This window comes from Paenibacillus solani, assembly GCF_001277345.1.
Taxonomy (GTDB): domain Bacteria; phylum Bacillota; class Bacilli; order Paenibacillales; family Paenibacillaceae; genus Paenibacillus_AQ; species Paenibacillus_AQ solani.
In genome coordinates this window covers 2,777,708-2,802,720 of sequence record NZ_LIUT01000001.1, presented here as the reverse complement: position 1 = coordinate 2,802,720, position 25,013 = coordinate 2,777,708, and the positions used below count along the sequence as shown (strand labels likewise).

At 46.2% G+C, this 25,013-nt stretch carries 23 protein-coding genes; 14 read left to right on the top strand and 9 right to left on the bottom strand.

Annotated elements, in window-relative coordinates:
- Positions 1-7 precede the first annotated feature (7 nt).
- From AM231_RS12620 to AM231_RS12610, 3 genes are all read left to right on the top strand, one after another.
- Complete coding sequence (locus tag AM231_RS12620) at positions 8-1,213, top strand: acyltransferase (protein ID WP_054402899.1); 1,206 nt, start codon at positions 8-10, stop codon at positions 1,211-1,213.
- 314 nt (positions 1,214-1,527) lie between these two features.
- Complete coding sequence (locus AM231_RS12615; protein WP_053492748.1) at positions 1,528-1,887, top strand: replication termination protein; 360 nt, start codon at positions 1,528-1,530, stop codon at positions 1,885-1,887.
- A 41-nt stretch (positions 1,888-1,928) separates the two neighbouring features.
- A complete protein-coding gene (locus AM231_RS12610; RefSeq protein ID WP_054402898.1) occupies positions 1,929-2,933 on the top strand; it encodes a Gfo/Idh/MocA family protein in 1,005 nt (334 codons plus the stop codon).
- Between the two features lie 110 nt (positions 2,934-3,043).
- On the opposite strand, the gene AM231_RS12605 is transcribed toward AM231_RS12610, so the two are convergent.
- Positions 3,044-3,607, bottom strand: coding sequence for a TraR/DksA C4-type zinc finger protein (locus AM231_RS12605; protein ID WP_054402897.1), 564 nt, complete (start codon positions 3,605-3,607; stop codon positions 3,044-3,046).
- A 236-nt stretch (positions 3,608-3,843) separates the two neighbouring features.
- Here AM231_RS12605 and AM231_RS12600 point away from each other — a divergent pair, with 236 nt between their 5' ends.
- The gene (locus AM231_RS12600; protein WP_053492751.1) at positions 3,844-4,221 is read left to right on the top strand and encodes a DivIVA domain-containing protein; all 378 of its coding nucleotides are present in this window, start codon (positions 3,844-3,846) and stop codon (positions 4,219-4,221) included.
- Positions 4,222-4,273: 52 nt separating this feature from the next.
- Here the strand turns inward: AM231_RS12600 and AM231_RS12595 are convergent, their stop codons facing one another.
- Positions 4,274-4,840, bottom strand: coding sequence for a cupin domain-containing protein (locus AM231_RS12595; protein ID WP_082341615.1), 567 nt, complete (start codon positions 4,838-4,840; stop codon positions 4,274-4,276).
- Between the two features lie 264 nt (positions 4,841-5,104).
- Between AM231_RS12595 and AM231_RS12590 the strand changes: the two genes are divergently transcribed.
- The 4 genes from AM231_RS12590 (at position 5,105) to nagE (ending at position 11,321) form a co-directional block, all read left to right on the top strand.
- A complete protein-coding gene (locus AM231_RS12590) occupies positions 5,105-7,789 on the top strand; it encodes a CHASE3 domain-containing protein (RefSeq protein WP_054402896.1) in 2,685 nt (894 codons plus the stop codon).
- A 276-nt stretch (positions 7,790-8,065) separates the two neighbouring features.
- The gene (locus AM231_RS12585; protein ID WP_053492754.1) at positions 8,066-8,956 is read left to right on the top strand and encodes a PRD domain-containing protein; all 891 of its coding nucleotides are present in this window, start codon (positions 8,066-8,068) and stop codon (positions 8,954-8,956) included.
- 1 nt (position 8,957) lies between these two features.
- Positions 8,958-9,455 (top strand): PTS sugar transporter subunit IIA, encoded by a 498-nt coding sequence (locus AM231_RS12580; RefSeq protein ID WP_054402895.1) that lies wholly within the window; start codon positions 8,958-8,960, stop codon positions 9,453-9,455.
- A gap of 408 nt (positions 9,456-9,863) precedes the next feature.
- Positions 9,864-11,321, top strand: coding sequence for an N-acetylglucosamine-specific PTS transporter subunit IIBC (gene nagE / locus AM231_RS12575; protein ID WP_053492756.1), 1,458 nt, complete (start codon positions 9,864-9,866; stop codon positions 11,319-11,321).
- A gap of 83 nt (positions 11,322-11,404) precedes the next feature.
- Here the strand turns inward: nagE and AM231_RS12570 are convergent, their stop codons facing one another.
- The 5 genes from AM231_RS12570 to AM231_RS30225 are packed head-to-tail and all read right to left on the bottom strand — an operon-like array spanning position 11,405 to position 15,056.
- Positions 11,405-12,544, bottom strand: a complete 1,140-nt coding sequence (locus tag AM231_RS12570; RefSeq protein WP_054402894.1) for a Ger(x)C family spore germination protein — start codon at positions 12,542-12,544, stop codon at positions 11,405-11,407.
- Positions 12,541-13,776, bottom strand: coding sequence for a spore germination protein (locus AM231_RS12565; RefSeq protein ID WP_242615137.1), 1,236 nt, complete (start codon positions 13,774-13,776; stop codon positions 12,541-12,543). The genes AM231_RS12570 and AM231_RS12565 overlap by 4 nt, the downstream gene beginning before the upstream one ends.
- Positions 13,689-13,952: a hypothetical protein gene (locus AM231_RS29945; RefSeq protein ID WP_242615136.1), complete on the bottom strand. Its 264-nt coding sequence runs from the start codon at positions 13,950-13,952 to the stop codon at positions 13,689-13,691. Before AM231_RS29945 ends, AM231_RS12565 begins: the two co-directional genes overlap by 88 nt.
- Positions 13,949-14,542 carry a GerAB/ArcD/ProY family transporter gene (locus tag AM231_RS30230; RefSeq protein WP_278044632.1) on the bottom strand — a complete coding sequence of 198 codons (594 nt, stop codon included), beginning with the start codon at positions 14,540-14,542 and terminating at the stop codon, positions 13,949-13,951. Before AM231_RS30230 ends, AM231_RS29945 begins: the two co-directional genes overlap by 4 nt.
- Entirely contained in the window at positions 14,526-15,056 is a 531-nt protein-coding gene (locus AM231_RS30225; RefSeq protein ID WP_278044623.1) for a GerAB/ArcD/ProY family transporter, read from the bottom strand. Before AM231_RS30225 ends, AM231_RS30230 begins: the two co-directional genes overlap by 17 nt.
- Positions 15,057-15,279: 223 nt before the next feature.
- On the opposite strand from AM231_RS30225, the gene AM231_RS12555 reads away from it, so the two are divergent.
- Positions 15,280-16,656 (top strand): amino acid permease, encoded by a 1,377-nt coding sequence (locus tag AM231_RS12555; RefSeq protein WP_054402893.1) that lies wholly within the window; start codon positions 15,280-15,282, stop codon positions 16,654-16,656.
- Here AM231_RS12555 and AM231_RS12550 read toward each other — a convergent pair.
- Positions 16,653-17,288 carry a LysE family translocator gene (locus AM231_RS12550; protein ID WP_053492759.1) on the bottom strand — a complete coding sequence of 212 codons (636 nt, stop codon included), beginning with the start codon at positions 17,286-17,288 and terminating at the stop codon, positions 16,653-16,655. The genes AM231_RS12555 and AM231_RS12550 overlap by 4 nt on opposite strands.
- Positions 17,289-17,508: 220 nt before the next feature.
- On the opposite strand from AM231_RS12550, the gene AM231_RS12545 reads away from it, so the two are divergent.
- The 4 genes from AM231_RS12545 to odhB all read left to right on the top strand — a co-directional run bounded on the left by AM231_RS12545 (position 17,509) and on the right by odhB (position 23,397).
- Positions 17,509-18,024 (top strand): metallophosphoesterase family protein, encoded by a 516-nt coding sequence (locus tag AM231_RS12545; RefSeq protein ID WP_054402892.1) that lies wholly within the window; start codon positions 17,509-17,511, stop codon positions 18,022-18,024.
- A gap of 110 nt (positions 18,025-18,134) precedes the next feature.
- Positions 18,135-19,037, top strand: a complete 903-nt coding sequence (locus AM231_RS12540) for a DUF72 domain-containing protein (protein ID WP_054403639.1) — start codon at positions 18,135-18,137, stop codon at positions 19,035-19,037.
- Positions 19,038-19,258: 221 nt separating this feature from the next.
- Positions 19,259-22,135, top strand: a complete 2,877-nt coding sequence (locus tag AM231_RS12535) for a 2-oxoglutarate dehydrogenase E1 component (RefSeq protein WP_054402891.1) — start codon at positions 19,259-19,261, stop codon at positions 22,133-22,135.
- Between the two features lie 5 nt (positions 22,136-22,140).
- On the top strand, positions 22,141-23,397 hold the full coding sequence (odhB, locus tag AM231_RS12530) for a 2-oxoglutarate dehydrogenase complex dihydrolipoyllysine-residue succinyltransferase (RefSeq protein ID WP_054402890.1): 1,257 nt from the start codon (positions 22,141-22,143) through the stop codon (positions 23,395-23,397).
- Between the two features lie 75 nt (positions 23,398-23,472).
- Here odhB and AM231_RS29060 read toward each other — a convergent pair whose 3' ends face one another.
- Positions 23,473-23,637 carry a hypothetical protein gene (locus AM231_RS29060; protein ID WP_165593395.1) on the bottom strand — a complete coding sequence of 55 codons (165 nt, stop codon included), beginning with the start codon at positions 23,635-23,637 and terminating at the stop codon, positions 23,473-23,475.
- Positions 23,638-23,814: 177 nt separating this feature from the next.
- Here AM231_RS29060 and AM231_RS12525 point away from each other — a divergent pair, with 177 nt between their 5' ends.
- Positions 23,815-24,897, top strand: a complete 1,083-nt coding sequence (locus tag AM231_RS12525) for a lactonase family protein (RefSeq protein ID WP_054402889.1) — start codon at positions 23,815-23,817, stop codon at positions 24,895-24,897.
- Positions 24,898-25,013 lie beyond the last annotated feature (116 nt).

Here is a 25,013-nt window from a genome sequence, read left to right as displayed (position 1 = left end):
GAGCGGTATGTCCAAAGAGAGAATACCGGAAATTGAGCGACTGCGAGGACTAGCTTTTCTGGCCGTAGTTTTGCAGCACTCCATTGCCAATTATTCTGTAGCTCCGGGAATGACAGCAGACGATGGATTGGGGATGGCAGTCCTTCTGATGGCAACAAAATTTGCTGTTCCCGTCTTTATTTTTATTACCGGCATGGTGCTGTTTTATAATGATAAGGGATCATTGCATTACGGCAAATTTATAAAGAGGCGTTTCGGTGATATTTATGTCCCGTTTGCTGTATGGACCTTAATTACGCTATTATTTAATCATAAGTTTAATCCTGTTCGGCTTGATGATTGGAAATACCTTGGGGAAGTATGGTTAACAGGGAAATCGAGCTCGCATTTTTGGTATATTATTATGTTGTTTCAATTCTATTTGTTGTACCCGCTGTTTCGATCCGCTATTTTGGGAATAAAAGAACGCTGGAATTGGAGAACACAGTTAGCAATCTTGATTTTATCCGGATTGATGTACGTGGGTTTAACGGGAATTATTAATGATATCGGCCAATGGATGGGCAGCCTGAATATACCGGTATGGAGCGATCTGTTCACAACCTATGCGGATCGGAATGCTCTATATTATTTCTTTTATTTTGCGCTCGGAGCTGCAGCCGGGTTATACCATGACTCCTGGAATAAATGGCTGCAGAAGGCCCGGCCCGTCATATGGATCGTGTTCGTGTTTATGTTTGGATATATGCTTATTCAGGCCGTGAATGAGATTCGTTCAGCTGAAAATGGCGTAATTACGTTCTATTCATTATCATTGCTCAAGCCCTCGATGGCTATCTTTCTAATCAGCTCCATCTTGGTCATGTATGATGTTGCTGGTTGGGTCTGCCGTTATGCGGGAGGGGGAGTGAATACACTTCTAACCTCTATTGGGATATACTCCTATGGAGCTTATCTGATGCATCTGTTGACCCTGCGTATAAGCTATGTCGTGGATGAATCCCTGCTGATTCACATGCCACCGTTTGTTCGAATCCTTGCCTCTTGGCTCATTAGCGCAGCTGCTGCTTATGGCATCACGCGCCTGCTTGCTAAGCTGCCGTTCGGAAAGTGGCTGGTCGGAATTGCGGGCCCAAGGCAGCATCATCATAGACGGCGAACCGGCGGCAAATCGCAGCCATCAACCAATACAGGCACATCGGCTGGCATATAGCCTACAAAGCCACCCTCTAAGGGTGGTTTTTTTGTTGAGGATGAACCTCCGTGAGTCGCTAAACCCAACCATCCAAACGACAACAGATGAATAATTAATCATTATTAAAATACAACATATGAAAAATTCATAACAGAAACCATGAATAACATTCTCGCATCATTCCAGCTATACACCAAAGCTTCGAACGTTTCAATTACCTTCTTCATGGTTTAAAAGAGTAGAATGAACCCTATTGTGCAAACTGGGAAACTGCGAGTTATAATGAGGGATATTATGGATTTTCATTAGTCGCATGAAGGGGGAGGCGTACCGTGGCATTTATGATTGCTCAGCGCGCTTTTATTAAAGTTTATCTCATCACCAAGGTTGAACAACAGCGAGGCTACGGATATCAGATGCTGGAGGAACTGCGGCAAGAGTTCAAGAGCTATGGATATTCACCGCCGCAGAGCGAAATTTATCGGGCACTGCATGAATTGGTTCAGGAAGGTGTTCTATACCGTACCAAGCAGTTGAAGGGGAATGACCCCCGGGTGGATTTTCAGGAAATCGTTCTTTATCATTTTACAGACGAAGGTGCAGAGAAGGCCAAGCTTTATAAGAAACAGGTAAAGACGGATTTGGACCGATGCCTGGGGATTCTTCACAAAGCGGTTAATGATAACTTTTAGGGTACTAACGGAATGGAAGCAGCCAAAGGAGGAATGACCTCGTGAGCAAAAAACTGCGCTTTGGAATTATGAGTACGGCCCGTATTGCAAGAAATTCGATGATCCCAGGCTTATTGAAATCGGAACGCTGTGAGATCGGGGCAGTTGCAAGCAGGAATGCGGAAAAGGCATGCGAGCTCGCAGAACGATATCATATCGGAAAATATTACGGATCTTATGACGAGCTTTTGCTCGACCCTACGATTGATGCTGTGTATATTCCGCTGCCGAATCATCTTCACAAGCCTTGGACCATCAAAGCTGCAGAAGCTGGAAAGCATGTTTTGTGTGAGAAACCAGCAGCCTTGACGGAAGCAGATGTAAGGGAAATGGCGGAAGCAGCCAAAACACATAATGTGCTATTTGCAGAAGCTTTTATGTACCGGTATCATCCCAAGCATGCCCGTGTTCGAGAAATTATTGAGAGTGGAGAGATTGGTCAGCTTCGAGGGATTCATGGATCTTTTACCTTCAACAATGCGGAGGATAAGGGGAATGTCCGCTACAGTAAAAATATGGGCGGAGGTTCTATCTATGATGTGGGGTGCTATCCTATTTCAGCTGCGCGCATGATTTACGGACAGGAGCCAAAGGCTGTAACAACCCATGCTTTCTTCTCGGAGGATCATGACGGAGTAGATATGATGGTGCATGGAATGATGGAGTTTGGGAATGGGCTCGGACTTACATTTGAATGCGGCATGTGGACTTACTCCCGGTGTTCATTAGAAATCGCGGGAACCGATGGCAGAATCGAGCTTCCTTCAGCTTTCGGCTGGGAGCGGATGGAGGATATGGCCCAGATTTTCATTCATACCGCAAAGGGCACGCGCGAGGAGAAGGTCGGAATATATAACCATTTCGCACTGCAAGCGGATGCCATGGCGGCTGCTGTGATGGATGGTACTCCGCTCCCTTATGGCCCGGAAGATGCCATCTGCAATATAAGGGCAATCGAAGCGTGTCTGCAATCAGCAAGATCCTCGTCTCGAGTAGAGATCATGTAATCTGTGGAATGTTGAATTCCGAAAGTTATATCTCTGGTTACGAAGAAATTTGTCCTATTAATAAAAGCTGGTACCTGAGCAGGTACCAGCTTTCGTTTAGCTTTCTAAGCTCATACATCCTTCTTGTAGTCGTCTTGTCCAGGCTTAACAGACATGCCGGGCGAAGTAGACGTACCGTAGTCTTCCACGGCTTCCCAAGCGTCGGCGTCATCGAATTTACCATCAGCCCTTTGACGGTTAATTCCTGCTCCTGACGGAGGCGGAGTCATCACGCTTTCTTCAACCGGCCGATCGTCACTTATATCCTTTCGCGGAGTATCTTCAACACAATAGGCGGTATAAGGTAAAGCCTCCAGACGTTCATATGGAATTTCACGTCCGCAGATTGCGCAAATCCCATATTGTCCCTCGTCCATTCGCTGTAAAGCGGAGTTAATCTCATCCAATTCTTCAGAAAGTGCTTCTTCAATTGCCATGTCCCGTTCGCGTTCGAAAACTTCGGTCCCAACGTCTCCGGGATGGTTATCAGCGGCGCTCAGTTCCCCCGTGGAATCCCGCAAGGAGGCGTCCCGGATAGTTTCATCCCTGGAGTCCAATTGCTTCTTCAATCGTTCTTTGTCGCTGAGCAACCGTCTTCGCAGTTCATTGTATTGTTGTTTTGTAATGGAAGTCATAATCTATAGTCGCTCCTCTCCAGTATGGTTGCACTCTAAAAGTTCTTAATGTAAATCAATACCCGAAAAGGATTGGTAACAATCACATGAATCATGGCGAAGGCAGCCTGCTGTTTTTGGAACATTCTCCAAAAAAGACCCCGAGTATTTTATTCATCGTGCTGAATATGATATAAACAAAGATAGAGAGAAAGCTCAAAAAGTAGGATTGTGCTAATATTTGGAGGTAAATCAATATGGATGAACACATGAAACGCCGTTTGGATAAACAGAAAAAGCTATTTCGGCAGCTAGGCATTCAACTGGACGCTTTGTCTATCCATGAGAAGGATTTTTCGAATAAACTGAGAGGATATGATCAGGAGGAAGTGGATTCCTTTTTGGATGAAGTAATTCAAGATTATGAGCGTTTCTATGCGACCATATCTGATCTTATGGATAAATGGCAGGAGCAGCAGATTACCATTCGCGATCTCAAGGCAGGGATTAAGCCGGAGGCTGAACGTCCGGCATTGAATCCGGAAGAGATTGAAGAAACTGTTGCGAAGCTGGAAGCAGACTTGCATTTGCTTAAGAAACAAATCCGCCCTGAACAACGATTTTATATTGACTGATCCATTACATATGAAAGTCTCTTTAGGTATCGCGTAAACCACACGAGGCCCGTCATTGGCCGCGTGTGGTTTTGTTGTTCTGGCGCATTGTATTAAGCCATGGCGGTTCAGGATGAGAAGGCTCAGAGGCTGTGGGCATCCACTCTTTATCCTGCGGAGCAAGGTTATGGTTGCCGTATGTATGAGTTTGCTTGGATGAAACCTCTTTTTGTGGGATCTTTGCCTCCTGAAGCGAGTATGACCATGCCGGTCCAATATCCATTTGTTGTGGATGCTGAGCGCTATAGATCAAGAGAAGAATCGTATTGGAAGTTAATGAGGTCAGCCAATGGCACCAGCCTGCCGGTGCATGTAATACTTGGCCGGATTCGGCCAGAATTAGACGGACTCGTTGATCTCCCGGATCAATTAAGGAATAACTGATTTCGCCCTGAATGACATAGCATAATTCGTCGCAGTCCGGATGGCCATGAGGAGAGAGGCCTTCTCCCCGTCCGAGATGGATTTCTGACATATACATCCCTTGCAGAAGGGGAAGCTCTTGTGATGACACAGCTGCAGCTCCATGGCTGGCTTTACCCTCAGCCTGCTTTCTTGGATTGGATATATGCTTTGTCAATGCAGTATCGCCGACTTTATTTTTAAGGTTATCATTTTGAGGCCACCTCCAACTTTTATATCTTTAGGCTCTTATCTTGCTAAGCAGCGGGAGTATAATTTGATTAATACAACATATGCAAATTAATATATAAATCTGACTGCCTAAGACTAAAGTATCATTGATAGAATGGATAAGGGTTTTGCTTGTAAACCATTTTCATAACAATTACTATGAGAATATGAGCAGACTAATTTTGACAGATGATAAAGGGAGGTTAGCCGCTTGTCTAACAACCTGAAATTCAACATTCGCAGCAAGATCGTTTTCGGATATTTATTAATACTATTGTGTTTCGGAGTTTTTCTCTGGATTGTATCACTCCATATCTCTTCATTGCAGGAAGAGGCGGATTTTATAGAGGTCCATGATATCGAAGTACATAATCTTACACATGAGATCGAGAAAGATTTGCTGAACATGGAAACCGGCCAAAGAGGTTTTGTCATCACAGGCGATGACAGCTACCTCGAGCCCTTTAATCAAGCCCTGTCGGCCTGGCAGATCAAGTACAACAAGCTGTACCAGCTTGTCAGTGATAATCCAGAGCAGGCCAATCATCTTGAGAATATCAAAGAGAACATCAAGGAATGGATTACGGTCGCCGGCCAGCCGGCAGTACAACTCAAACAGCTCGGACAGGATGAAGAAGCACTTCACTTCTTTATTAACGATCCAGGTCAGCAAACCATGAAATCCATTAATGAGCTATTCCTCTCTTTTAGAAGTAAGGAACGTGAGCTAACCACCTACAGAATTGAGGAAATGAAGGATAGCAACACCCGTTTATTATATCTGATGTACCTGCTGTGGGCTGGAGCCGCTGTGATTACGATATGCGCAGCCTTGCTTATATCCAAAAGTATTGTAAAACCAATATCCATGGTGACCCATATTATTTCCGATATTGCCAAGGGCGGTAATATGTCGCAAAGGATACGTGTACGGTCAAACGATGAAGTCGGCCAATTGGCGGACACAACCAATGAACTGTTGGCCCATGTTGGAAGGCAGAACTGGGCCAAAGATCATGTTTCGTTAATGTCCACGCTCCTCCAATCATCTGACCGCGTGGAGACCGCCGTCCAATTCTTCATTCATAAGCTGGCGGGGATTTTGAAACTGCCCTATGGTGCCGTATTCATTAATAAGGAAGGAATTGGGCTGGTAAAGGCAGCAGCCTTTGCCGATCCTGATGGAGAGCCATGGAACAAGGTCCGAGATCGTTTTCTGCCAGGAGAAGGTTTGGTGGGGCAATGCATGCTGGAACAGAGAATGATTATTGTAGATGATATTCCTCCCAATTATGTACGGATCGAATCGGGGCTGGGTGATGCTGAGCCGAGCACGCTCCTGCTTGCACCTGTCATGTTTGAAGGACAAGTTCTTGGCGTGATAGAATTGGCTAAGTTTCAGCCATTTGACGAGCTGGAAATACAGCTGCTGGAGCAACTTAATCAACAGCTTGGGGTAACCTTAAATTCAATTCAGAGTAAAATGGAAATTCAACAATTATATCATGAGTCCCAATCCTTGAATGAAGAGCTGCAAAGTCAAACCGAAGAATTGCAGACACAAACGGAGGAGCTTCAAACTCACACCGCTGAGATGCATATGTTAAACGAGCGACTAGGCGCCCAGAAGGAAGCCGCACAAATAGCAGCCAAAGAACTGGAGAAATACGCTAAGGAGCTGGAGAAAAGCTCTAAGTATAAATCTCAATTTCTGGCGAATATGTCTCATGAGCTGCGGACTCCGCTCAACAGCATGCTCATACTTTCTCAGATATTGGCTGAGAACAAACAAGGTAACCTCTCTGAAGAAGAGCAGCAGTATGCCTCTGTTATTCATAACTCGGGCAGTGAATTATTGAATCTGATTAATGATATTCTGGATTTGTCCAAGGTAGAAGCAGGAAAGCTGCAAATTGACATGAGCCTCGTTAATTTGACTGAAATTCCTGAATTAATGGAAGGATATTTTTCGAAGAGCGCTGAATCTAAACATCTGAATTTTAATATCGAAATGGCGGACGACCTCCCTGATATGATATACAGTGATGGGATGCGGCTCCATCAAATTCTGCGCAACTTGCTCTCGAATGCGATTAAATTTACCGAGAAAGGCAGCGTCACATTACAGGTGCAGAAGATGGATTCCATCGTAACAGCAGATTTTATGATAAATGGTGAAGTTATTGCTTTTTCCGTTGAAGATACGGGGATTGGAATTTCGGAGGAACATTTAATGGCGATCTTTGAAGCGTTCCAGCAAGGGGAAGAGACGACAGCCAGAAGATTTGGCGGGACGGGGCTCGGATTATCCATCTCGCTGCATCTGGCTAAGCTGCTGGGCGGTTATATAACCGTGGAGAGTAAGGAAGGGGTTGGCAGCAAATTTGTCTTGTATCTGCCATTGCTTACGGAGGATAGTCAAACCGACAATCTCTTTATGCTGCCGGAAGTGGCTGCTACCGCGAGTACATCCAGCTTGAATGATATTTCAATGGAGGACTACGGGGCGGATGAAATCAAGCGATTGGCACACAAAACGGTCTTGATCGTAGACGATGATATTCGGAACGTATATCGTTTAACCAATGCACTTGAGAAACTCCAGATGAACGTACACACAGCACATAATGGATTTGAGTGTTTGGAGCTGCTCAACAAGCATCCAAATACGGACGCGGTATTGCTGGATATGCTCATGCCGGAAATGGATGGAGTAGAAACATTGAAACGGATTCGTGAGAATCCGGAATGGTCAGACCTTCCCATTATCGTCATGACCACGAATAAAACGAGCAATAATGAGCAGCTTATTACTAGCGGTGCGAATGATTCTCTTCATAAGCCTATCCATATTGATGAAGTGATTCATATACTTCAAAATTGGATTGCGGTGTAAGCCGGCATCGTCAAATCAGGGGTAGAATTAGAGGGGAGATCCCTATAGATGGCTGCGTTTTGGCCATGTCAGATGTTGACGAATGCTAGAGAATTGTTTTATGATGGAATCATAGTTTGAACAAAAGACGGCGTGTTACCTTAATAGGGCATGAGCCAAGAAGAGACACTTTCATAAGGGGTCTTTTCTTGGCTTTTATTTTTTTGCAAGAAACTCTCCTGGCTATTGGATCCTTCGGCGGTTCACTGATTAAACTTAAAGGAAAGGGGGAAGATAATGGGCGGGATCGAGTTGTTTACAGTTGTACGCGTTATCGGTAACAATGTCGTGATGGTGACTGGTGGCAAGAAGGAATCAGAGTATGTCATTCTGGGCAAAGGAATCGGCTTTGGCGCAAAAGCAGGCGGTATTATTGCTTCGGATGATAAGCGGATTGAGAAGCTATTCAGACTGGAGGATCAGGATCAATGGAGCCAGGCGCATCATCTGCTCGAAGAATTTGATCCGCAGGTCTTGGAGATTACGGATCAGATACTTAACCTGATTGGACAGGAATTTCCCGGCACTCTAAATGATAAAGTGTATTTGGCCCTGCCCAGCCATATCCAATTTACGATATACAGGATTCGTAAAGGTATGGATATCATCAATCCTTTCCTTGAAGAGACCCGGATCAGCTTTCCCAAGGAATATGATATCGCCGTCAGGGCAGCAGAGCTCATCAGCCATGCTTTCCATATTGAGGTTCCTGAGGACGAGATCGGTTTCCTGACCTATCATGTGTATTCGGCTGTTAGCCATGTGCCCGTTGGCCATTTGGTGAAGGCATCGAATGTGGTTGGAAAATTGGTTAAATATATAGAAGAGGAACGGAAAATCTCGTTTGATCGCGGAAGCATGGATTATGTTCGTCTTCTTATGCATTTGAGATTTTCGGTAGATCGAATCTTGAATCAAGAAATCCATGTGGACAATCCGTTCGCGGAGCAAATCCGCACCAAGTTTCCTTACGAATACGATCTGGCCACCCGACTCTCGGCAATGATGGAGCATGAGCTTGGCAAGAAGGTTCTCGAAGCGGAGGTTTGCTTTCTCGCAATGCATCTATATCGTTTATTCACAGGTCGACTACAGCAAAAGAATCAACAACCTAGGGAGGAATCTTAACATGTTTGATCGTTGGAAAAAGAAAAAAACAGCAACTGCTATTCAAGTCACAGCCCCAGTAACGGGGAAAGCCGTACCTTTAGCACAAGTCCCCGATGAGGCGTTTGCTGGCGGACATATGGGCAAAGGGATCGCCATTGAGCCTTCAGAGGGCAAATTGATAGCGCCTTTTGATGGTACGGTTGCCCATGTCATCAAATCCAAGCACGCCGTGATGCTGGAGGATCCAGCAACTGGTCTGCAGTATTTGTTCCATATCGGTATCAACACAGTAGGTTTAAAAGGTGAAGGATTTACGAGCCATGTGCAGGCAGGCGATCAGGTGAAGTCGGGACAGACGCTCATCGAATTTGACATGGTTGCTATTCAAGCTGCAGGTTATCCAACCATTACACCGATCATCGTAACCAATGCGGATGAACTGGCTTCCAATGTAGAAAGTCAGACAGGTGATGTCGTAGCAGGACAAGATACCGTTCTGACCATTGAATTAAAGTAGTTCGATTGTAGGAGAAAAAAAGTAATTGGTCATTGACAAAACAAGAAGATGTAGATTAAGATATCAACATCAAATGAATACGTTTTAAGGCGTGTTACCATAAGCATGGGCATGAGCCAAGAAGAAACGGACTATTTTTTATATAGTCGCCGTTCTTCTTGGCTTTTTTTGTTGACATTGAGTTCGAGATGGCCAACAAAACGGTCGGAAGTCCCCATATCGTAAATAACAGAATGACCGGATTCATGCTGCCTTAAAATGATGAATACAATACAGGGACTCTTAAGGAGGAGGATTTACTGAGGTTTGTTCCCCGAATGAAAGGGAAGAAATGGTGATTCATTCGATGCATTATGTAAACGGTTTCAAATCAAAGCTAAATTATTGAAGTTGAAAGGATGATTGAGAATGCTGGCTAAATTACAAAAGCTGGGTAAGTCCCTTATGCTGCCGGTGGCAACATTGCCTGCTGCAGGTATCTTGCAGGGTCTTGGATTAATTGACTATCAAAAAGATATACCGTTGGGAGCTCTCGGAGCTTTTCTGAATCAATATGTAACTCCATTCATGACTTCCGGGGCACTTGCAATTCTGGATAATTTGCCGATTATCTTCGCGATCGGTGTTGCGATCGGATTCGCCGGAGACGCCGTTGCGGCTCTGTCCGCATTGATTGGTTATTTGGTGCTGACACGGGTGTTGGAAAAAGTACCTTTGCAAATACCTTTTATTGCAGATGATGTAAAGTTAAATATGGGTGTGCTCGGCGGTATTTTGGTAGGTTTATGGTCCGCGTATTTGTTTAATAAATATCACAAAATTAAACTGCCGGATTGGCTTGGTTTCTTTGCCGGCAAGCGGTTCGTGCCTATCATTACGGCTGCCTCTGTTATGGTTTTAGCTGCCTTAGTAGGTATGATCTGGTATCCAGCTCAGCTCGCTATTACAGCTTTTGGTAACTGGATTGTAGGACTTGGTGGAATCGGAGCATTCCTCTTCGGCACAGCGAACCGATTGTTAATTCCTACTGGCTTGCACCATGTTCTTAACACGATTGCCTGGTTCCAAATTGGTGATTTCACGAACGCTGCTGGTCAGGTTGTTCAAGGTGACTTGACCCGATTCATGAATGGAGACAAATCGGCAGGTATGTTCATGTCCGGATTCTTCCCGATCATGATGTTTGCAGTGCCTGCAATAGCGCTGGCCTTCATCCATACAGCAAAGCCATCCAAACGTAAGTTGGTCGGTTCTCTTGTGATCAGTTCGGCAGTTGCTTCGTTCTTGACCGGTATTACAGAGCCGCTAGAATTTGCGTTTATGTTCCTCGCTCCTGTACTGTACATTGTGCATGCGATTTTGGTAGGTCTATCAGGTTTAATCATGTACTTGCTGGACGTACACTTGGGCTTTGCCTTCTCGGCAGGTATGATTGACTATCTCTTATATCTGAAGCTGTCCACCAATGCATGGCTGCTCATTCCTGTTGGTCTGGCTTTCGGGGTACTGTATTACTTCCTTTTCCGGATCATCATCGTAAAGTTTAACCTGAAGACTCCAGGTCGTGAAGATGATGAAGACGAGGTGGTAGATGATGCGTCTGTCGGAAATCCCGCTGCTGCTATATCCGGAGAATCAAAAGCGGCCAAAGTCCTTGCAAATATCGGCGGACCTGAGAACATTACGAGCATTGATGCTTGTATCACACGTCTGCGTCTCGTAGTTAAGGATGAGAAGGCTGTTAAAGATTCGGAGTTGAAAAAGCTCGGTGCTTCTGGCGTCATGCGCCTGGGGCAAGGTGCGGTTCAGGTTGTATTCGGACCTCAAGCGGAATCCATTAAGGATGAAATTAAAAAGATGATGTAAATCCTTGAAGCAGCTGCTTCTAATAGAAGAAACCCGGTACTTTTTTAAAGTGCCGGGTTTCTTTTTTTGAATTTATAAAACATTTATCGATTCAAATTTTTGCGCTGCCCCCAATATCGGAGGTTCACGTCGATGTTAAGCTTAAGCGGCGTTTCGTCATTGATCTCTTCTTTTTGTTCCGCCAGATTTCTCCATAGATTTGGATGGGTTCGATACAGTTGAAGAGATAGTCCGTAAGGGTCCGCATTTAAGGAGGCTGCTTTCAAAAACGTGTTAAACATTTCTTTCTGTAGAGCCTTTTCGGTTAATCGCTTCATTTCCTGGATGCTGACTTGACTATACATAGTTTGTACCGTGCCAGTTGCTTTGAGATGAATTTGATAAGAGACTTCCTCCCCTTTATGGATAACATCAATCGAGGACTGAGGGTCTCCCAAACGTATGCTTCCGGCAACACCTTCGTCGGATTGTACGACAATAGAAGCACTGGTTGCCTGAGTGGCTAACCAGCGAAGACCTAACAAGTCTGACCGGCTCAGCCACCCCATAAGCTTCTTGTGCTTGATAAGAAACCCGCCGTTAACTTCAAGGATCGGGTGCTGCTTCAAATTCTCTGACCAGTTTTGATTCGTAATATGAAGAGAGGGCAATACCACGGTGGCGGCTTTTTCACGATACTGCCGAATGAAATTGACGAACTGTATCGGACGAATGAACGAGAACTGAGCATAGCTTTCTTTAGGTTCATGAAGCAGGGAATGAAGTGGAGATAACTGGAAAAATGGCGATACCGAGAACAAATCCTCCATATTGTCCTTAGTGCCATATATCCATTTGGTATACCGTATTTCCTGCGAACGATTCGTCAGGTCAAATACCTGAGATAAACGCTCGGGATCGAGCACGGCTTCCGATAAGACTAATGCGGTAACATGTCCCCACGACATTCGCTGCTGATTCGTTGTGTACAAATCGATTAGAGCACCAGCCAGCGTAGATCCTTTCCCTCGGCCTACCCAGATCGGTGCCTGATCTGTCTGCTTACTGTCCTGTTGCTTGGCAGCCGTAGCAAAATCCAGCATTTGGACGTATACGATGTATTGCCCATCCTTGTAATCGACGCCAAGCGCCGTAATATAGTTGATATCCTGCACTTCTTTGTTATCCCAGCAGCCAGTGAGCAAGAGGGATATGAAGCATAACATTACCAGGGTCCGTTTCATAATGCGCCGCCTTTTTTCCTTTTTCCAGGATATCGCATGAGATTGCGAATAATTCTGGATAAGGAAAACGGAGAAAATGGAGCAAGAAAAGGCTGGCCATAGGGCTTATGGTTAGCGGCATATTGAACCATCATGAAGATGGCAATGAAAAAGCCGAACAGACCGAATATCGAGGATAAAGCGAGAACAAAAAACCGCAGTATCGTTTGGGTGACCACAAAATCCTGATTAGAATGAGTGGAACCGGCAACAAAGGAAAGTGCGCCGATGACCGTCATCGTCGGTGAGAAAAAACCACCTCGAATCGCAGCATCACCAATAATGATCCCGGATACAACCGTAATCGTGGAAGCAATGGGAGAAGGCATCTGCATTCCGGCTTCCCGCAGCAGAGTGAGCAAAAACAGGATGACCAGCATCTCAATACCGGTAGGTATAGGCATTCCTAAACGGGTATTGGCAACAGTCGCCAGCAGCGGGAATGGAATCTGATCTTGATGAAATGATACAAGCGTAATATAAAACCCCGGAAGCAGGATGGATATCAGGAAACCGATCAGTCTGAGTATCCTCCATGGAAATACGAAATAAAAAGGCATCTGGGGATCTTCGGCGGCAAACAGCAGCTGCATAAAACTGGCGGGTGCAATCAACACAACGGGGCATCCCTGCATCAGGATGATTAATCGGCCGCGAGTCAATGAATCATAAGCAAGATCGGTTCTGCCTGTGTAATCAAACATCGGAAGGATGGTAAATCGGTAAGGAGATAGGATCTCGACCAGTTCTCCGATGCCTACAGGTGGGTCCCCGGTATACTCATTCAATTTACCGATAACGGTTTCTACGGCTTCTGTAATCACTTTGTCTTTTAGGTACATTATGCCAACTGAGGTTTTGCTCTTGTCGCCAAGCTTGAATGAAGAAAAGACCAGGTTTGGGGATTTGAGGCGTGTGCGTATGAGTCCCACATTCACATCTAGATCCTCAACAAAGCCATCCCGAGGTCCCTTGATCGATATTTCGGAGGCGCTTTCTTCGGGTGATCGGCCGGTGTTTTTACAGGTATTATAGGAATATAATAAATCGAACTGCGGGAAATAAAGAGCGACATAGCCACCATACACAATCTCATCAACTGACTCTACGTTGGCATCCGATGCTTCCAGTGTGAGCTCGTAAACAAGTCTGGTCGGACGGATGGATGCTCTTGCATGTTTGCGAGCTGCCACTCCTTAAGAAGTGCAGGCACAAAGACTTCTGACATCAGATCGGAATCGGACATCTTCGGGCTGTATATGAGTATAGCCCAGGGCATGCCTGTACTATCTTTTCCCGGGTAGGTCGAGATGCGGATGTCATCAGAATCGCCATAACGCTCTTGAAGCTGCTGCTCTGTCATGTTCATAGTTCCGATTCTCCTTTCCTAGTGCTGGAATGGTCCTCTTTGGGTGTTTTGCGGATCAGGAGGAACATCAATAGGCTTAACATTGTAATATAAACAGCGGATAAGGGAAGAAAGTAATCTGCTATCGCATAATACATTTTGAGATTGCTGATGGGAGAAACACACAATATGACAAGTAATGTAGATACCGTCAATACGCCGGCCTTTTGCTTCGTTGTGGGAAACAGGTTCTCTATGAGTAGATAGATGGAGACAGAGATCGAAATATAGGCTCCGCTAAGCCACTGAAAAATAGATAAAAAATCGACATGCTCCACGAATTTGCCCATCTTCACAAGCCGCCATTGTTCATAAGCTGGATATCGCTGCAGCTGCATTTCATCAGATCCAAATTCGGTTAAGCCGCCAATCGTAGGCCCAAAAGTCAGAAATATAAAGGCAGCATGCATGAGTAGGATCACGCCAAAACGAGGTTTTTTCTGCAGGTGGGGGCGAAGAAACAGTAAGAAAACGCATTGGGACAGCCCTCCAAACATAACGGGAAGCCCGCTCAGAACAGGAAGGAACCCATCCTCAAGAACAGGCAGCAAATAACTGTAATTTTTGTTTTCTTTGATTCGCAAGGGATACGAAAATACCAAGTAAAACGACTATAGGGAGCAGGATACCGGCAGATATGCCGATCGTCTTCATGCCGTGGTTCACTGTGATATAACATAAGATGATAAGCAGAAAGGTGGTGGCGATGATAGGAGTCTGGATCATATAGGTGGACTTGGTCCAATCAATGACTTCCTTCAAGGTATAGAAGGCAAACATGAAGAAATAAAGGCCAAACATGCTAACGATCAATAGCCGTGCCCATTTGCCGCTGCTTTCCTCCAGTGCCTGTGTAATCGTGCGATTACCCATCTTATGAATAATTCCATATGTGAGTACAATCATGGGCAGGAATAAAAAAGCAGACAAAATAATCGTAATCCATGAATCCCGCCCAGACTTTTCCACGAGAACAGGAATGATCATGACATGGTTGGTCAAACCGGCCGTCAGCATCATAATCATAAATAACTGATTCATAGGAATATTTCGTGATCCTGCCATCCTGTGCCCCTCCTGCTCTCTTTTGTTTATCGTTCTCGAGGGTCAGCCAAAATATGCGAGAAAACACAAGTACAGGTCTCTTATGCGCTTTATTTCACATTTTGGAGTGGAGATGAATGGAAAAAGATGGATCATTGTCGTTCTGTGTACATAAAGCATGAAGGATCTCTACATAATAGTTAGAGGCTGTAAAGGCACAATCATAGATGTGGAGGATCGGATCATGAGTAAAGGGGCGAGAACAAAAGCAGGGGATTTACGATGGTGGCAGTTATCACTGCTGGGAGTGGCGTCCACGATAGGTACGGGTTATTTTCTCGGATCGGCGCTCGGTATTCGAATGGGAGGACCGGCTTTTCTTCTTTCTATTATATTGGCAGCAACAGCCACTTACTTCGTGTTTGATGTGCTGGCAAGAATGACGGCGGAAGATCCGCAGAAGGGCTCCTTCCGAACCTACGCCAAGCAAGCCTATGGCCGCTGGGCCGGCTTCTCCACAGGGTGGATGTACTGGTGTTCCGAAGTGCTGATTATGGGAAGTCAGATGACGGCACTCGCGATTTTTTCCCGTTTTTGGTTTCCGGGTATTCCGATGTGGATCTTTGCGTCCGGATATGCCGTCCTGGGGCTGTTTGTGATATGGATTGGGAACAAGGGATTTGATCGGCTGGAGAATGTGCTGGCTGTTATCAAGGTCGCGGCGATTTTCATGTTTCTCGTTATTGCAGCCGCTGCATGGATGGGGTTGCTTAAAGGCGGTACAAAACCGCATGTGCCCAGCAGCATGAACGCTTTTTTTCCAGCGGGTGCAATGGGCGCTTGGTCTTCTTTGATTTTTGCCTTTTATGCGTTCGGCGGTATTGAGGTCATGGGAGTCATGGCCGTGCGGCTGAAGAACCCTAGAGAAGCGCCTAAGTCGGGGAAGGTGATGATACTGCTGTTATCTTTCGTATACGTCCTCTCGATTGGTATGGCAGTGATGATGGTAGCGTGGAACCAATTCTCCAAGTCCAAGAGTCCCTTTGTGGTGGCGCTTAGCTCCTATAAGCTGCCGTTTATTCCCCATATATTCAATGCTGTATTGATTATTGGCGGTTTCTCCACCATGGTCGCCTCGCTGTATGCCGTGACTACGATGCTGGTTACATTATCGGAAGATCGGGATGCACCCCGCCTATTTTCCCGAAAAATGTTTAAACGGAAGACTCCCTTATATGCACTTTCCCTGACAGCCGCCGGATTGATCCTGTCCATTGTGCTATCTTTGCTTATGCCAGGCAAGATATATGAGTATTTAACGACGGCTGCAGGATTGATGCTGCTGTATAACTGGTTCTTTATCCTGGTAACGGCAGGTCGGTTAATGGAGCTTACCACATGGGGCAAGATCAAAAGATATATCGGAATGCTATTGATCGCTGCAGCCGTCAGCGGCACCGCACTTCATGCTACAAGTCGTCCAGGGCTATGGATCAGTCTTGGTTTTATTGTGTTAATCAGTATTGTTGTACTGTGCATGCGCTCCGTATGGAAGAAATCCGAGCAAGGCGAAGCGGCCAAACTGGACAAGCCTAAGCTTCGTCCCAAGCCTGCACGCTAGTACAAGAGAGGATACAATAGGGTTATAGCCCGAATTCCGAAATAAACGCCAAAGACGATCAAGGAAAATCCGGATAGTATGGAGATAAGGGAAAGAGCTTTATTGCTTAAATAGCGGCGAAATATGCTGCCAAGCGCAGCCATGAACAAATCCCAGACTACGACACCCGTAATGACAGCCACACTGTAGAGAAACAATTGTCCCGAACCGTTGTCAGCAGCTGTTTTTACGAGGATCGAACCGTAAATACCGAGCCAGAACAGAATGGTCATGGGATTGGACACGGACATCAAAAAACCGGAGAGCATGCTCTTCCATAGCGTATCTTCATTACTTGCTTGACTGATGGTTACTTTGTTGGCATTAAGAATGCTTTCCAGTCCCGAATAGATAAGTACAAAGGCGCCAAACAACCATAGAAAAGTCTGCATAAACGGTGTGTTCAGGAAGTGAACGACCCCCAGATAGACGAGGACCATATACAAGATATCGGCCAAAACTGCACCGATGCCGAATAACCAGGCATGCCAGAACCCTTTTTTTATCCCTTTATCCAGCTGCGCCGCATTGACTGGACCTACGGGGGCAGACAAAGAAAGGCCCAAGATCATGTAGCTTATAAAAATACTCATTATTCCACCTCTCGTTACACTGACATGAATAAGGATGCTTGTACTTCAATGCTTGTACATTGTATTCAGCAGCATGGCAAACTAAAACCAGGAAAAAATAAGAATTAGTTATCAAAGCCGCGCGAGCCCACTCCCGCGGCTTTGATTGTGTTCATATCTTTGATACGATAGAGAGGATTTGTCTGTAAGGCTGATATGTCTATAAAAAAGGGGGCGAAACATGATAGATCATCCTTATCGCATTACCGTGTTGTCAGATACGCATATGCCAAGAAAAGCGAAGGCGCTTCCTGCAGCACTGCTCGCCGATTTAAAGCAGTCAGAGCTGGTTCTTCATGCGGGTGACTGGTCCAATTGGGAGCTGTATGAGCAGCTTAGCCAATATGCTCCAGTGGACGGGGTGGCAGGGAATGTGGATGACGATCGAATCGTGGAACGGCTCGGTTACAAAAAGCTGCTGGATATCGAGGGAAAGCGAATCGGTATCGTGCATGGACACGTTGGCCAGGGCCGAACGACGCCAATACGCGCAAGGAAAGCATTTACCGATACGGAAGTCGATTGTATCTTATTCGGCCACTCCCATATACCTTTTATAGAATGGGTAGAAGGGGTGCTGCTGTTTAATCCCGGCTCTGCTACGGACAAAAGACGACAGCCGGAGTATTCTTATGGAAGAATCTACATCCAGGACGGCAGCTTGGAAGCGAAGCATGTCTTTTTCGATCAGAAGTAATAGCTATCCTGGTAGAATAACCCACATGATGCTTGCTTTTAAAAATGACCGAATGAGGTTAATGAATAGAAGTTTCAAGGATGAAAAATCTTGTCGATGAGAGGATTGTTATGTCAAAGAAGGAACAGCTCGAACAGCATATTCAAGTAGGTGTATCGGGGTGGGGAGATCACGACAAATTGTATGATGAGGGCACCAAAGCGTCCGATAAGCTGGCAATGTACAGCAGGCACTTTCCGATTGTGGAGATGGATAACTCATTCTATGCAATACCTTCGCCCGGACAGATGAAGAAGTGGGCCTCCGTTGTGCCGGAGCATTTCGGTTTTATCGTAAAAGCTTATCAGGGTATGACTGGTCATGCGCGAGGGAAGGACAAGGATCGATATCCAAGCATCAAGGCGATGTTTGATCACATGCTTGAATCTATTGAGGAACTGCAGAGTGCCGGCAAATTAAGAACAGTGTTATTTCAATATCCGCCATGGTTTGGATGCGAGCGTAAGCATGTGGACATCCTCAAGCGCACACGAGAGTGGATGAAGGATGTGCCAATCGCCCTGGAATTTCGCCATCAGAGCTGGTATGCTCCTGAATTCCGGGAGAAAACTATGGAACTTATGCGTAATGAGGGCTGGATTCACAGCATAGCTGACGAACCCCAAGCAGGGATTGGCTCCGTGCCTGCCGTTCTTGAAACTTCGGGCACCGATGCCGTAATGATCCGTATGCATGGGCGAAATACCGAAGGGTGGCATTCCAGCGGTCAGCCCAATTGGCGAGAGGTGCGATATTTGTACCGTTACAGTACGGAGGAATTGGAACAATGGAAGGAACGGATCGAGCAGTTGCTGGAACACTCGAAGCAGTGCTGGATTATTTTCAACAACAACTCGGGTGGTGACGCTTCCGACAATGCGAAACAGCTTCTTCAGCTCATGGGAATGGATAGCGGGCCGGAGCCATTGAGGCAGATGGACTTGCTGAGTGAGGATATAATAGGAAACAAATAACTTTAAATGGAATTTATACAGTTTACTGGTTGATAATCGAGCAAATCGTCAAAAAATTGACGCAAATTCATCTGTTTCTGAGATCAATATTATATATAAAGGGTATTTTCGGTATTAAGGCCAAGTGTATTATAATGTAATTGTAAGAAAACATTTAATTCATGTAAAATGAGAAATTCCGTCCTTGAACTATCAAAATAATCTGACGGAGGGAGTCAGCGATGAAGACCCTTGACAGAATGACAGAGGGACCCTGGCAGAAGTACTATGGTCCAAACTTGGGCTACATTCAAGATCAGTATGAGAAGTTTTTGCAAGACCCACAATCCGTGGAACCGGGATACCGTGAGCTGTTCGCCAGCTGGGGACCGCCTCCATCTTTGGAAAACAATGAAAAGAAAGCGGATTCGCAGGGACAAGGTTTTAGCTATGACCCGCAATTATTGAAAAAAGGGGTAGCTGCCGGCAAACTGGTGTGGAACATCCGAACATACGGTCATCTGGCCGCCGACATCGATCCGATTGGGATTGGAAATGAAGCTGACACAAGTCTGCTTCAACCAGAAAGCTACCAACTCAGCCAAGCGGATTTGGCAGCACTGCCTGCGGAGATCGTCTGGGAGGAGGCTCCTGACGATGTCAAGAATGGCTTTGAGGCAATCCAGCGGCTGTTACAACTATATACAGGCACCATTGCCTATGAATTCAGCCATGTGCATGATGAAGAAGAACGCAAATGGCTTAACCAGCAAGCCGAATCTGGACATTATATGTCCGAGATGAGTGTGGCCGAGCGCAGAGGGCTTCTGAAGAAGCTGCTTGAAGCTGAACAATTCGAGGAATTCCTTCATCGTACCTTCGTAGGAGCCAAACGCTTCTCCGTAGAGGGCAATGAAGCGCTAGTACCGCTGCTTGATCAAATTGTGCGGGAAATGGCCGAAGCGGATGTTAATTCCATTCTGGTGGGCATGGCTCACCGGGGCCGTTTGAATGTCCTGGCTCATGTTTTGGGCAAGGATTACAGCAAGATTTTCTCGGAGTTCATGCATTCCCCGAATAAACATCTGGTGCCATCCGAAGGCTCTATGGGTATTAACTATGGCTGGACGGGTGATGTGAAGTACCACCTGGGCGCGGATCGTTATTTGAAGAATGATGAAGCGCGCGAGATGCGAATTACACTTGCGAATAACCCGAGTCATCTGGAATACGTTAATCCAGTGGTGGAGGGATTTGCACGTGCTGCTCAGGAGGATCGCAGTAAAGCGGGTTATCCGAAGCAGGATGTGAGCAAAGCTCTGAGCATACAGATTCATGGTGATTCCGCTTTCCCTGGTGAAGGGATTGTACCGGAGACCCTGAACTTCAATAAATTGCCGGCATTCCGTACGGGTGGATCGATTCACATTATTGTGAATAACCGCATCGGATTTACGACCGAAGGCAAGGATTCCAGATCCACTCATTATGCAAGTGACTTGGCAAAAGGGTACGAAATTCCAATCATTCATGTCAATGCGGATGATCCGGAAGCATGTATCGCTGCTGCCCGCCTTGCCAGTGATTATCGTAACAAGTTTAAGAAGAGCATTCTCATTGACCTTGTCGGCTACCGTAAATATGGCCACAATGAGACAGATGATCCGGAAACAACCCAGCCGCTGATTTATCAAAAGGTGAAGAATCACCCTACCGTAAGTACTATTTATATGAAGAAACTGGTAGATGGTGGTTATTTGACCCAAGAGCAAGTGGATGGTTTGAAGAATGATATTGTCGACGTTCTGAAGAATTGTTACGAGAGTGTAAAAGCGAAGGATCCTGTTGATCAGATCCTGCTTGGACTGAGCCCGGCTGACAGTAAGCCGAAGACGGAAGCAGCTACGAACGTATCTGCTGAGGTACTGCGCGGAATCAATCGCGAGCTTCTGCAGTGGCCGGACGGCTTTACCGTATATCCGAAGCTTAAACGTATTCTGGAGCGTCGCAGCAACTCGCTTGACGAGGGCGAAAAGGTCGATTGGGGTCATGCAGAAACCCTGGCTTTCGCTACGATTCTTGCTGACGGCAAACCAATCCGGATTACTGGACAGGATGCCGAGCGTGCTACTTTTGCGCATCGTAACCTTGTGCTTCATGATTCGGTTAATGGAGATACCTTCTGTCCGCTGCACCGGTTGCCTCAAGCGAAAGCTTCGTTTGCAATCCATAACAGCCCGTTGACGGAAGCTGCTGTTGTTGGTTTTGAATATGGCTACAATGTGTATTCTCCTGAAACCTTGGTTATCTGGGAAGCGCAGTACGGCGACTTTGTTAACTGTGCTCAGGTTATTATTGACCAGTTCATCTCAGCGGGTCGTTCGAAGTGGAGACAGAAGTCCAGCATGGTTATGCTGCTTCCTCACGGCTATGAAGGAAACGGACCGGAGCACTCCAGTGCAAGATTGGAACGCTTCCTCCAGCTCAGCGGAGAAGATAACTGGACCGTGGCGAATCTGACTTCTGCAGCCCAGTACTTCCACCTGCTGCGTAAGCAGGCCGCTTCTACGGAAACCGAAGATGCTCGTCCACTGGTCATTATGGCTCCGAAGAGTTTGATCCGTAATCCGCGGGTAGCATCGCCGGTGAATGCATTTAGTGAGGGAGGCTTCCAGAAAGTGTTGGAACAGCCGGGCCTTGGCAAATCACCGAAGAAGGTGGAGCGTCTTGTTCTGTGCTCTGGAAAAATTGCCATCGATTTGGAAGAAGCGTTGGCTAAACAGGATGACCCTGATCAATCCTGGCTGCATATTCTTCGGGTGGAACAGCTGTATCCTTTCCCTAAAGAAGAAATTTCCCGTGTAATGCAGAAATTCCCGAACCTCAAAGAGATTCTCTGGGTTCAGGAAGAGCCTCAAAACATGGGCAGCTGGAGCTATATGGAACCAAGAATTCGTGAAATTGCACCTAAAGGCACAGAGGTCCGTTACAGCGGACGTCCTGAGCGCTCAAGCCCTGCTAGCGGTTATCAGGATGTTCATGCCTATGAGCAACAGACCATCATTTCTTTTGCCCTTAATCGTAAAACTATAAATCAACAGATCTCATTGGGGAGGTAGCGGCTGTGAGCGAAATTACTGTACCAGCTATGGGCGAATCCATCACCGAAGGAACGATATTCAAATGGCATGTTAAAGAAGGGGATAGCGTTAACATCGGTGATGTGCTGCTCGAGTTAGAAACGGATAAGGTTAATCTGGAAATTAGCGCAGAGTCCGAAGGCGTTGTGGAAAAAATCCTTCGTCAAGAAGGCGATAATGTAACGATCGGTGAAGTGATCGGTCAAATTTCTCCACAGGAAGGTGTTGCAAAAGCACCGGCACCGAAGGCAGCTGAAGCTCCTGCATCCGCTACGGCGGAGGCTGCCCCAGCACCGGTTGCGGAAGCACCGAAGCCGCAAGCTCCGGCACCATCCCAGAACGAGGAAGGATCCGGTCTGACCGCATCGCCATCCGCACGCAAACTGGCTCGTGAACGCGGGATTGATCTGGACCAGGTACAGGGTCGCGACCCGATCGGTCGGATTTACCATGATGATGTGAAGAATCACAATGAAGCCAAACAACCTGCTGCAAGCAAGCCAGCGGCTTCTGCACCTGCACCAGCTGCAGAGTACGGCAAACCGGTAGAGCGTACCCGGATGTCCCGCCGTCGTCAAACGATTGCGAATCGTTTGGTTGAGGCTCAGCACACGGCTGCCATGCTGACAACATTCAATGAAGTGGATATGACAGCAATTCTGGATGTGCGCAAGCGTCGTAAACAAGCATTCCAGGAGAAGCATGATGTAGGCCTCGGATTTATGTCATTCTTCACCAAAGCTGTTGTAGGGGCATTGAAGAGATTCCCTCACCTCAACGCTGAAATTGATGGCGACGATATTGTCGTGAAGAAGTTTTATGATATTGGTATCGCTGTTTCAGCTAAAGAAGGACTTGTCGTTCCTGTCGTTCGTGATGCTGATCGTCTCGGCTTTGCTGAGATTGAGAAGGAAATTGGTGCTCTTGCGGCTAAAGCTCGTGATAATGCTCTGTCATTATCAGAACTGCAAGGAGGTACCTTTACAATTACGAATGGTGGCGTCTTCGGCTCCCTGCTGTCCACGCCGATCTTGAATACTCCGCAGGTGGGTATTCTCGGCATGCACAAGATCCAGCTTCGCCCGGTAGCGATTGATGCTGAGCGTATGGAGAATCGTCCGATGATGTACATCGCTTTGTCTTATGACCACCGGATCGTTGACGGATCTGAAGCTGTTCGCTTCCTGGTTACCGTGAAAGAGCTTCTGGAAGATCCAGAGTCCCTGCTGCTAGAAGGTTAATTTCAGCGCAGAGATATGTTTAAATAAGAAGGCCGCATGGTTATAACCATGCGGCCTTCTTTCATATACCTGAAATTATGATTTGGATTGTTTATCGTTTGGATCTGGAAGATCCCGAGGATTCCAATTCTCGGCCTGAGGCTCCACATCCTGATGTTTATTCACCTTGTCTTGTTGTTCCTCTGAGTTGTTCTCCGAATTCTGGTGATTGCGTACTTCATCGCCACTGGGTTGTGTCATGGGAATACCTCCTTCAATTGAGTATATAGAATACATACCCGATAAGACAAAAGAAAAACAGGCACCATCCCTTAAGTCATTTGATTTTCATGAAGGTTAAAGTTAACATGGAACTGGTGGTAACCATCTTACATATATCATTGCATTATGGATCTACGAGAGGAGAATATGAGCATTATGACGAATCCTTCCAAGCGTACATTGCTGTTTACAGGCGCCTATGCAGAACGTGACGAAAGCGGTGTATGCGTGTATGAATTTAACGAGAACAGCGGCGAAATGAAATTGCTTGATCAAGTGTCTGGCATTAAGAATCCGACGTTTCTAAACGTGGATCCGAAATCCCAGCGTTTATACGCCATTGGCGAAATATCGGAGCAAGGTGGTAAGACAGGCGAGATCATCAGCTTTGGCATTGACCCTGTCGCTGGCAAGCTAACCGAACAGAGCCGTATTCGCAGCGTAAGCAGTTCTACTTGCCATATCCAACGTGATGAGGCGAGTAAGCACTTGATCGTTTCGAGTTATCATGGAGGTTTGGTAGGTCTTCATCCGATCGTTAAGGACGGACAAGCCGGTGAATTGCTGGATGAGAAGAAACATGCCGATCTTGTACCTGTTGGGGAAGATCAGCAGTCCAGAGCGCATTCAGCATTCTATAGTCCGGATGGAAAGTATGTATTCGTACAAGATTTAGGTCTGGACAAGATTCTTGCTTACACGGTAGATGAAACGACCCAAAAGTTAAACTTTCAAGGCTTTACACAGCTTGAATCGGGTGCAGGACCGCGCCACTTGGCGTTTCATCCCAGCGGAGCTTACGCTTATGTCATCAATGAGCTAAATTCCAGTGTAACCGTGCTTCGTTATATCCAGGATGAAGGTCGTTTGGAGGTAGTGGAGACGGTATCGACATTACCGTCTGATTTTGAAGGAGAGAGTTATTGTGCTGAAATTGCCGTTTCGGAAGATGGTAAAACGGTATACGGTTCTAACCGCGGTCACGATAGCATCGTCGTATTCTCCGTGAATGAAGATACCGGCTGCTTAAGCCCCATTCAGTATATCTCAACAGAAGGTGGCCATCCGCGTCATTTTACATTGATGCTAGGCGGCAAATTCATGGTCGTTGCTAACAGAGACGGGAATAACCTTGTACTATTTAGCGTGAGTCCGGAAGACGGCAAGCTGACCTTCACAGGATATACGGTCACTCAATCCAAGCCAGTATGTGTAAAGCCAGCGGTATTTCAAGTTTAGTCCTGGGTGATAACCTTATAACTACCTATTTTAAATACGAGAATCGTTCCCACAGCTGCTTGGCAATTTGGTTGCCATGTAGTGGGGAACGATTTTTTTAGTTTATGCAAGTTCAA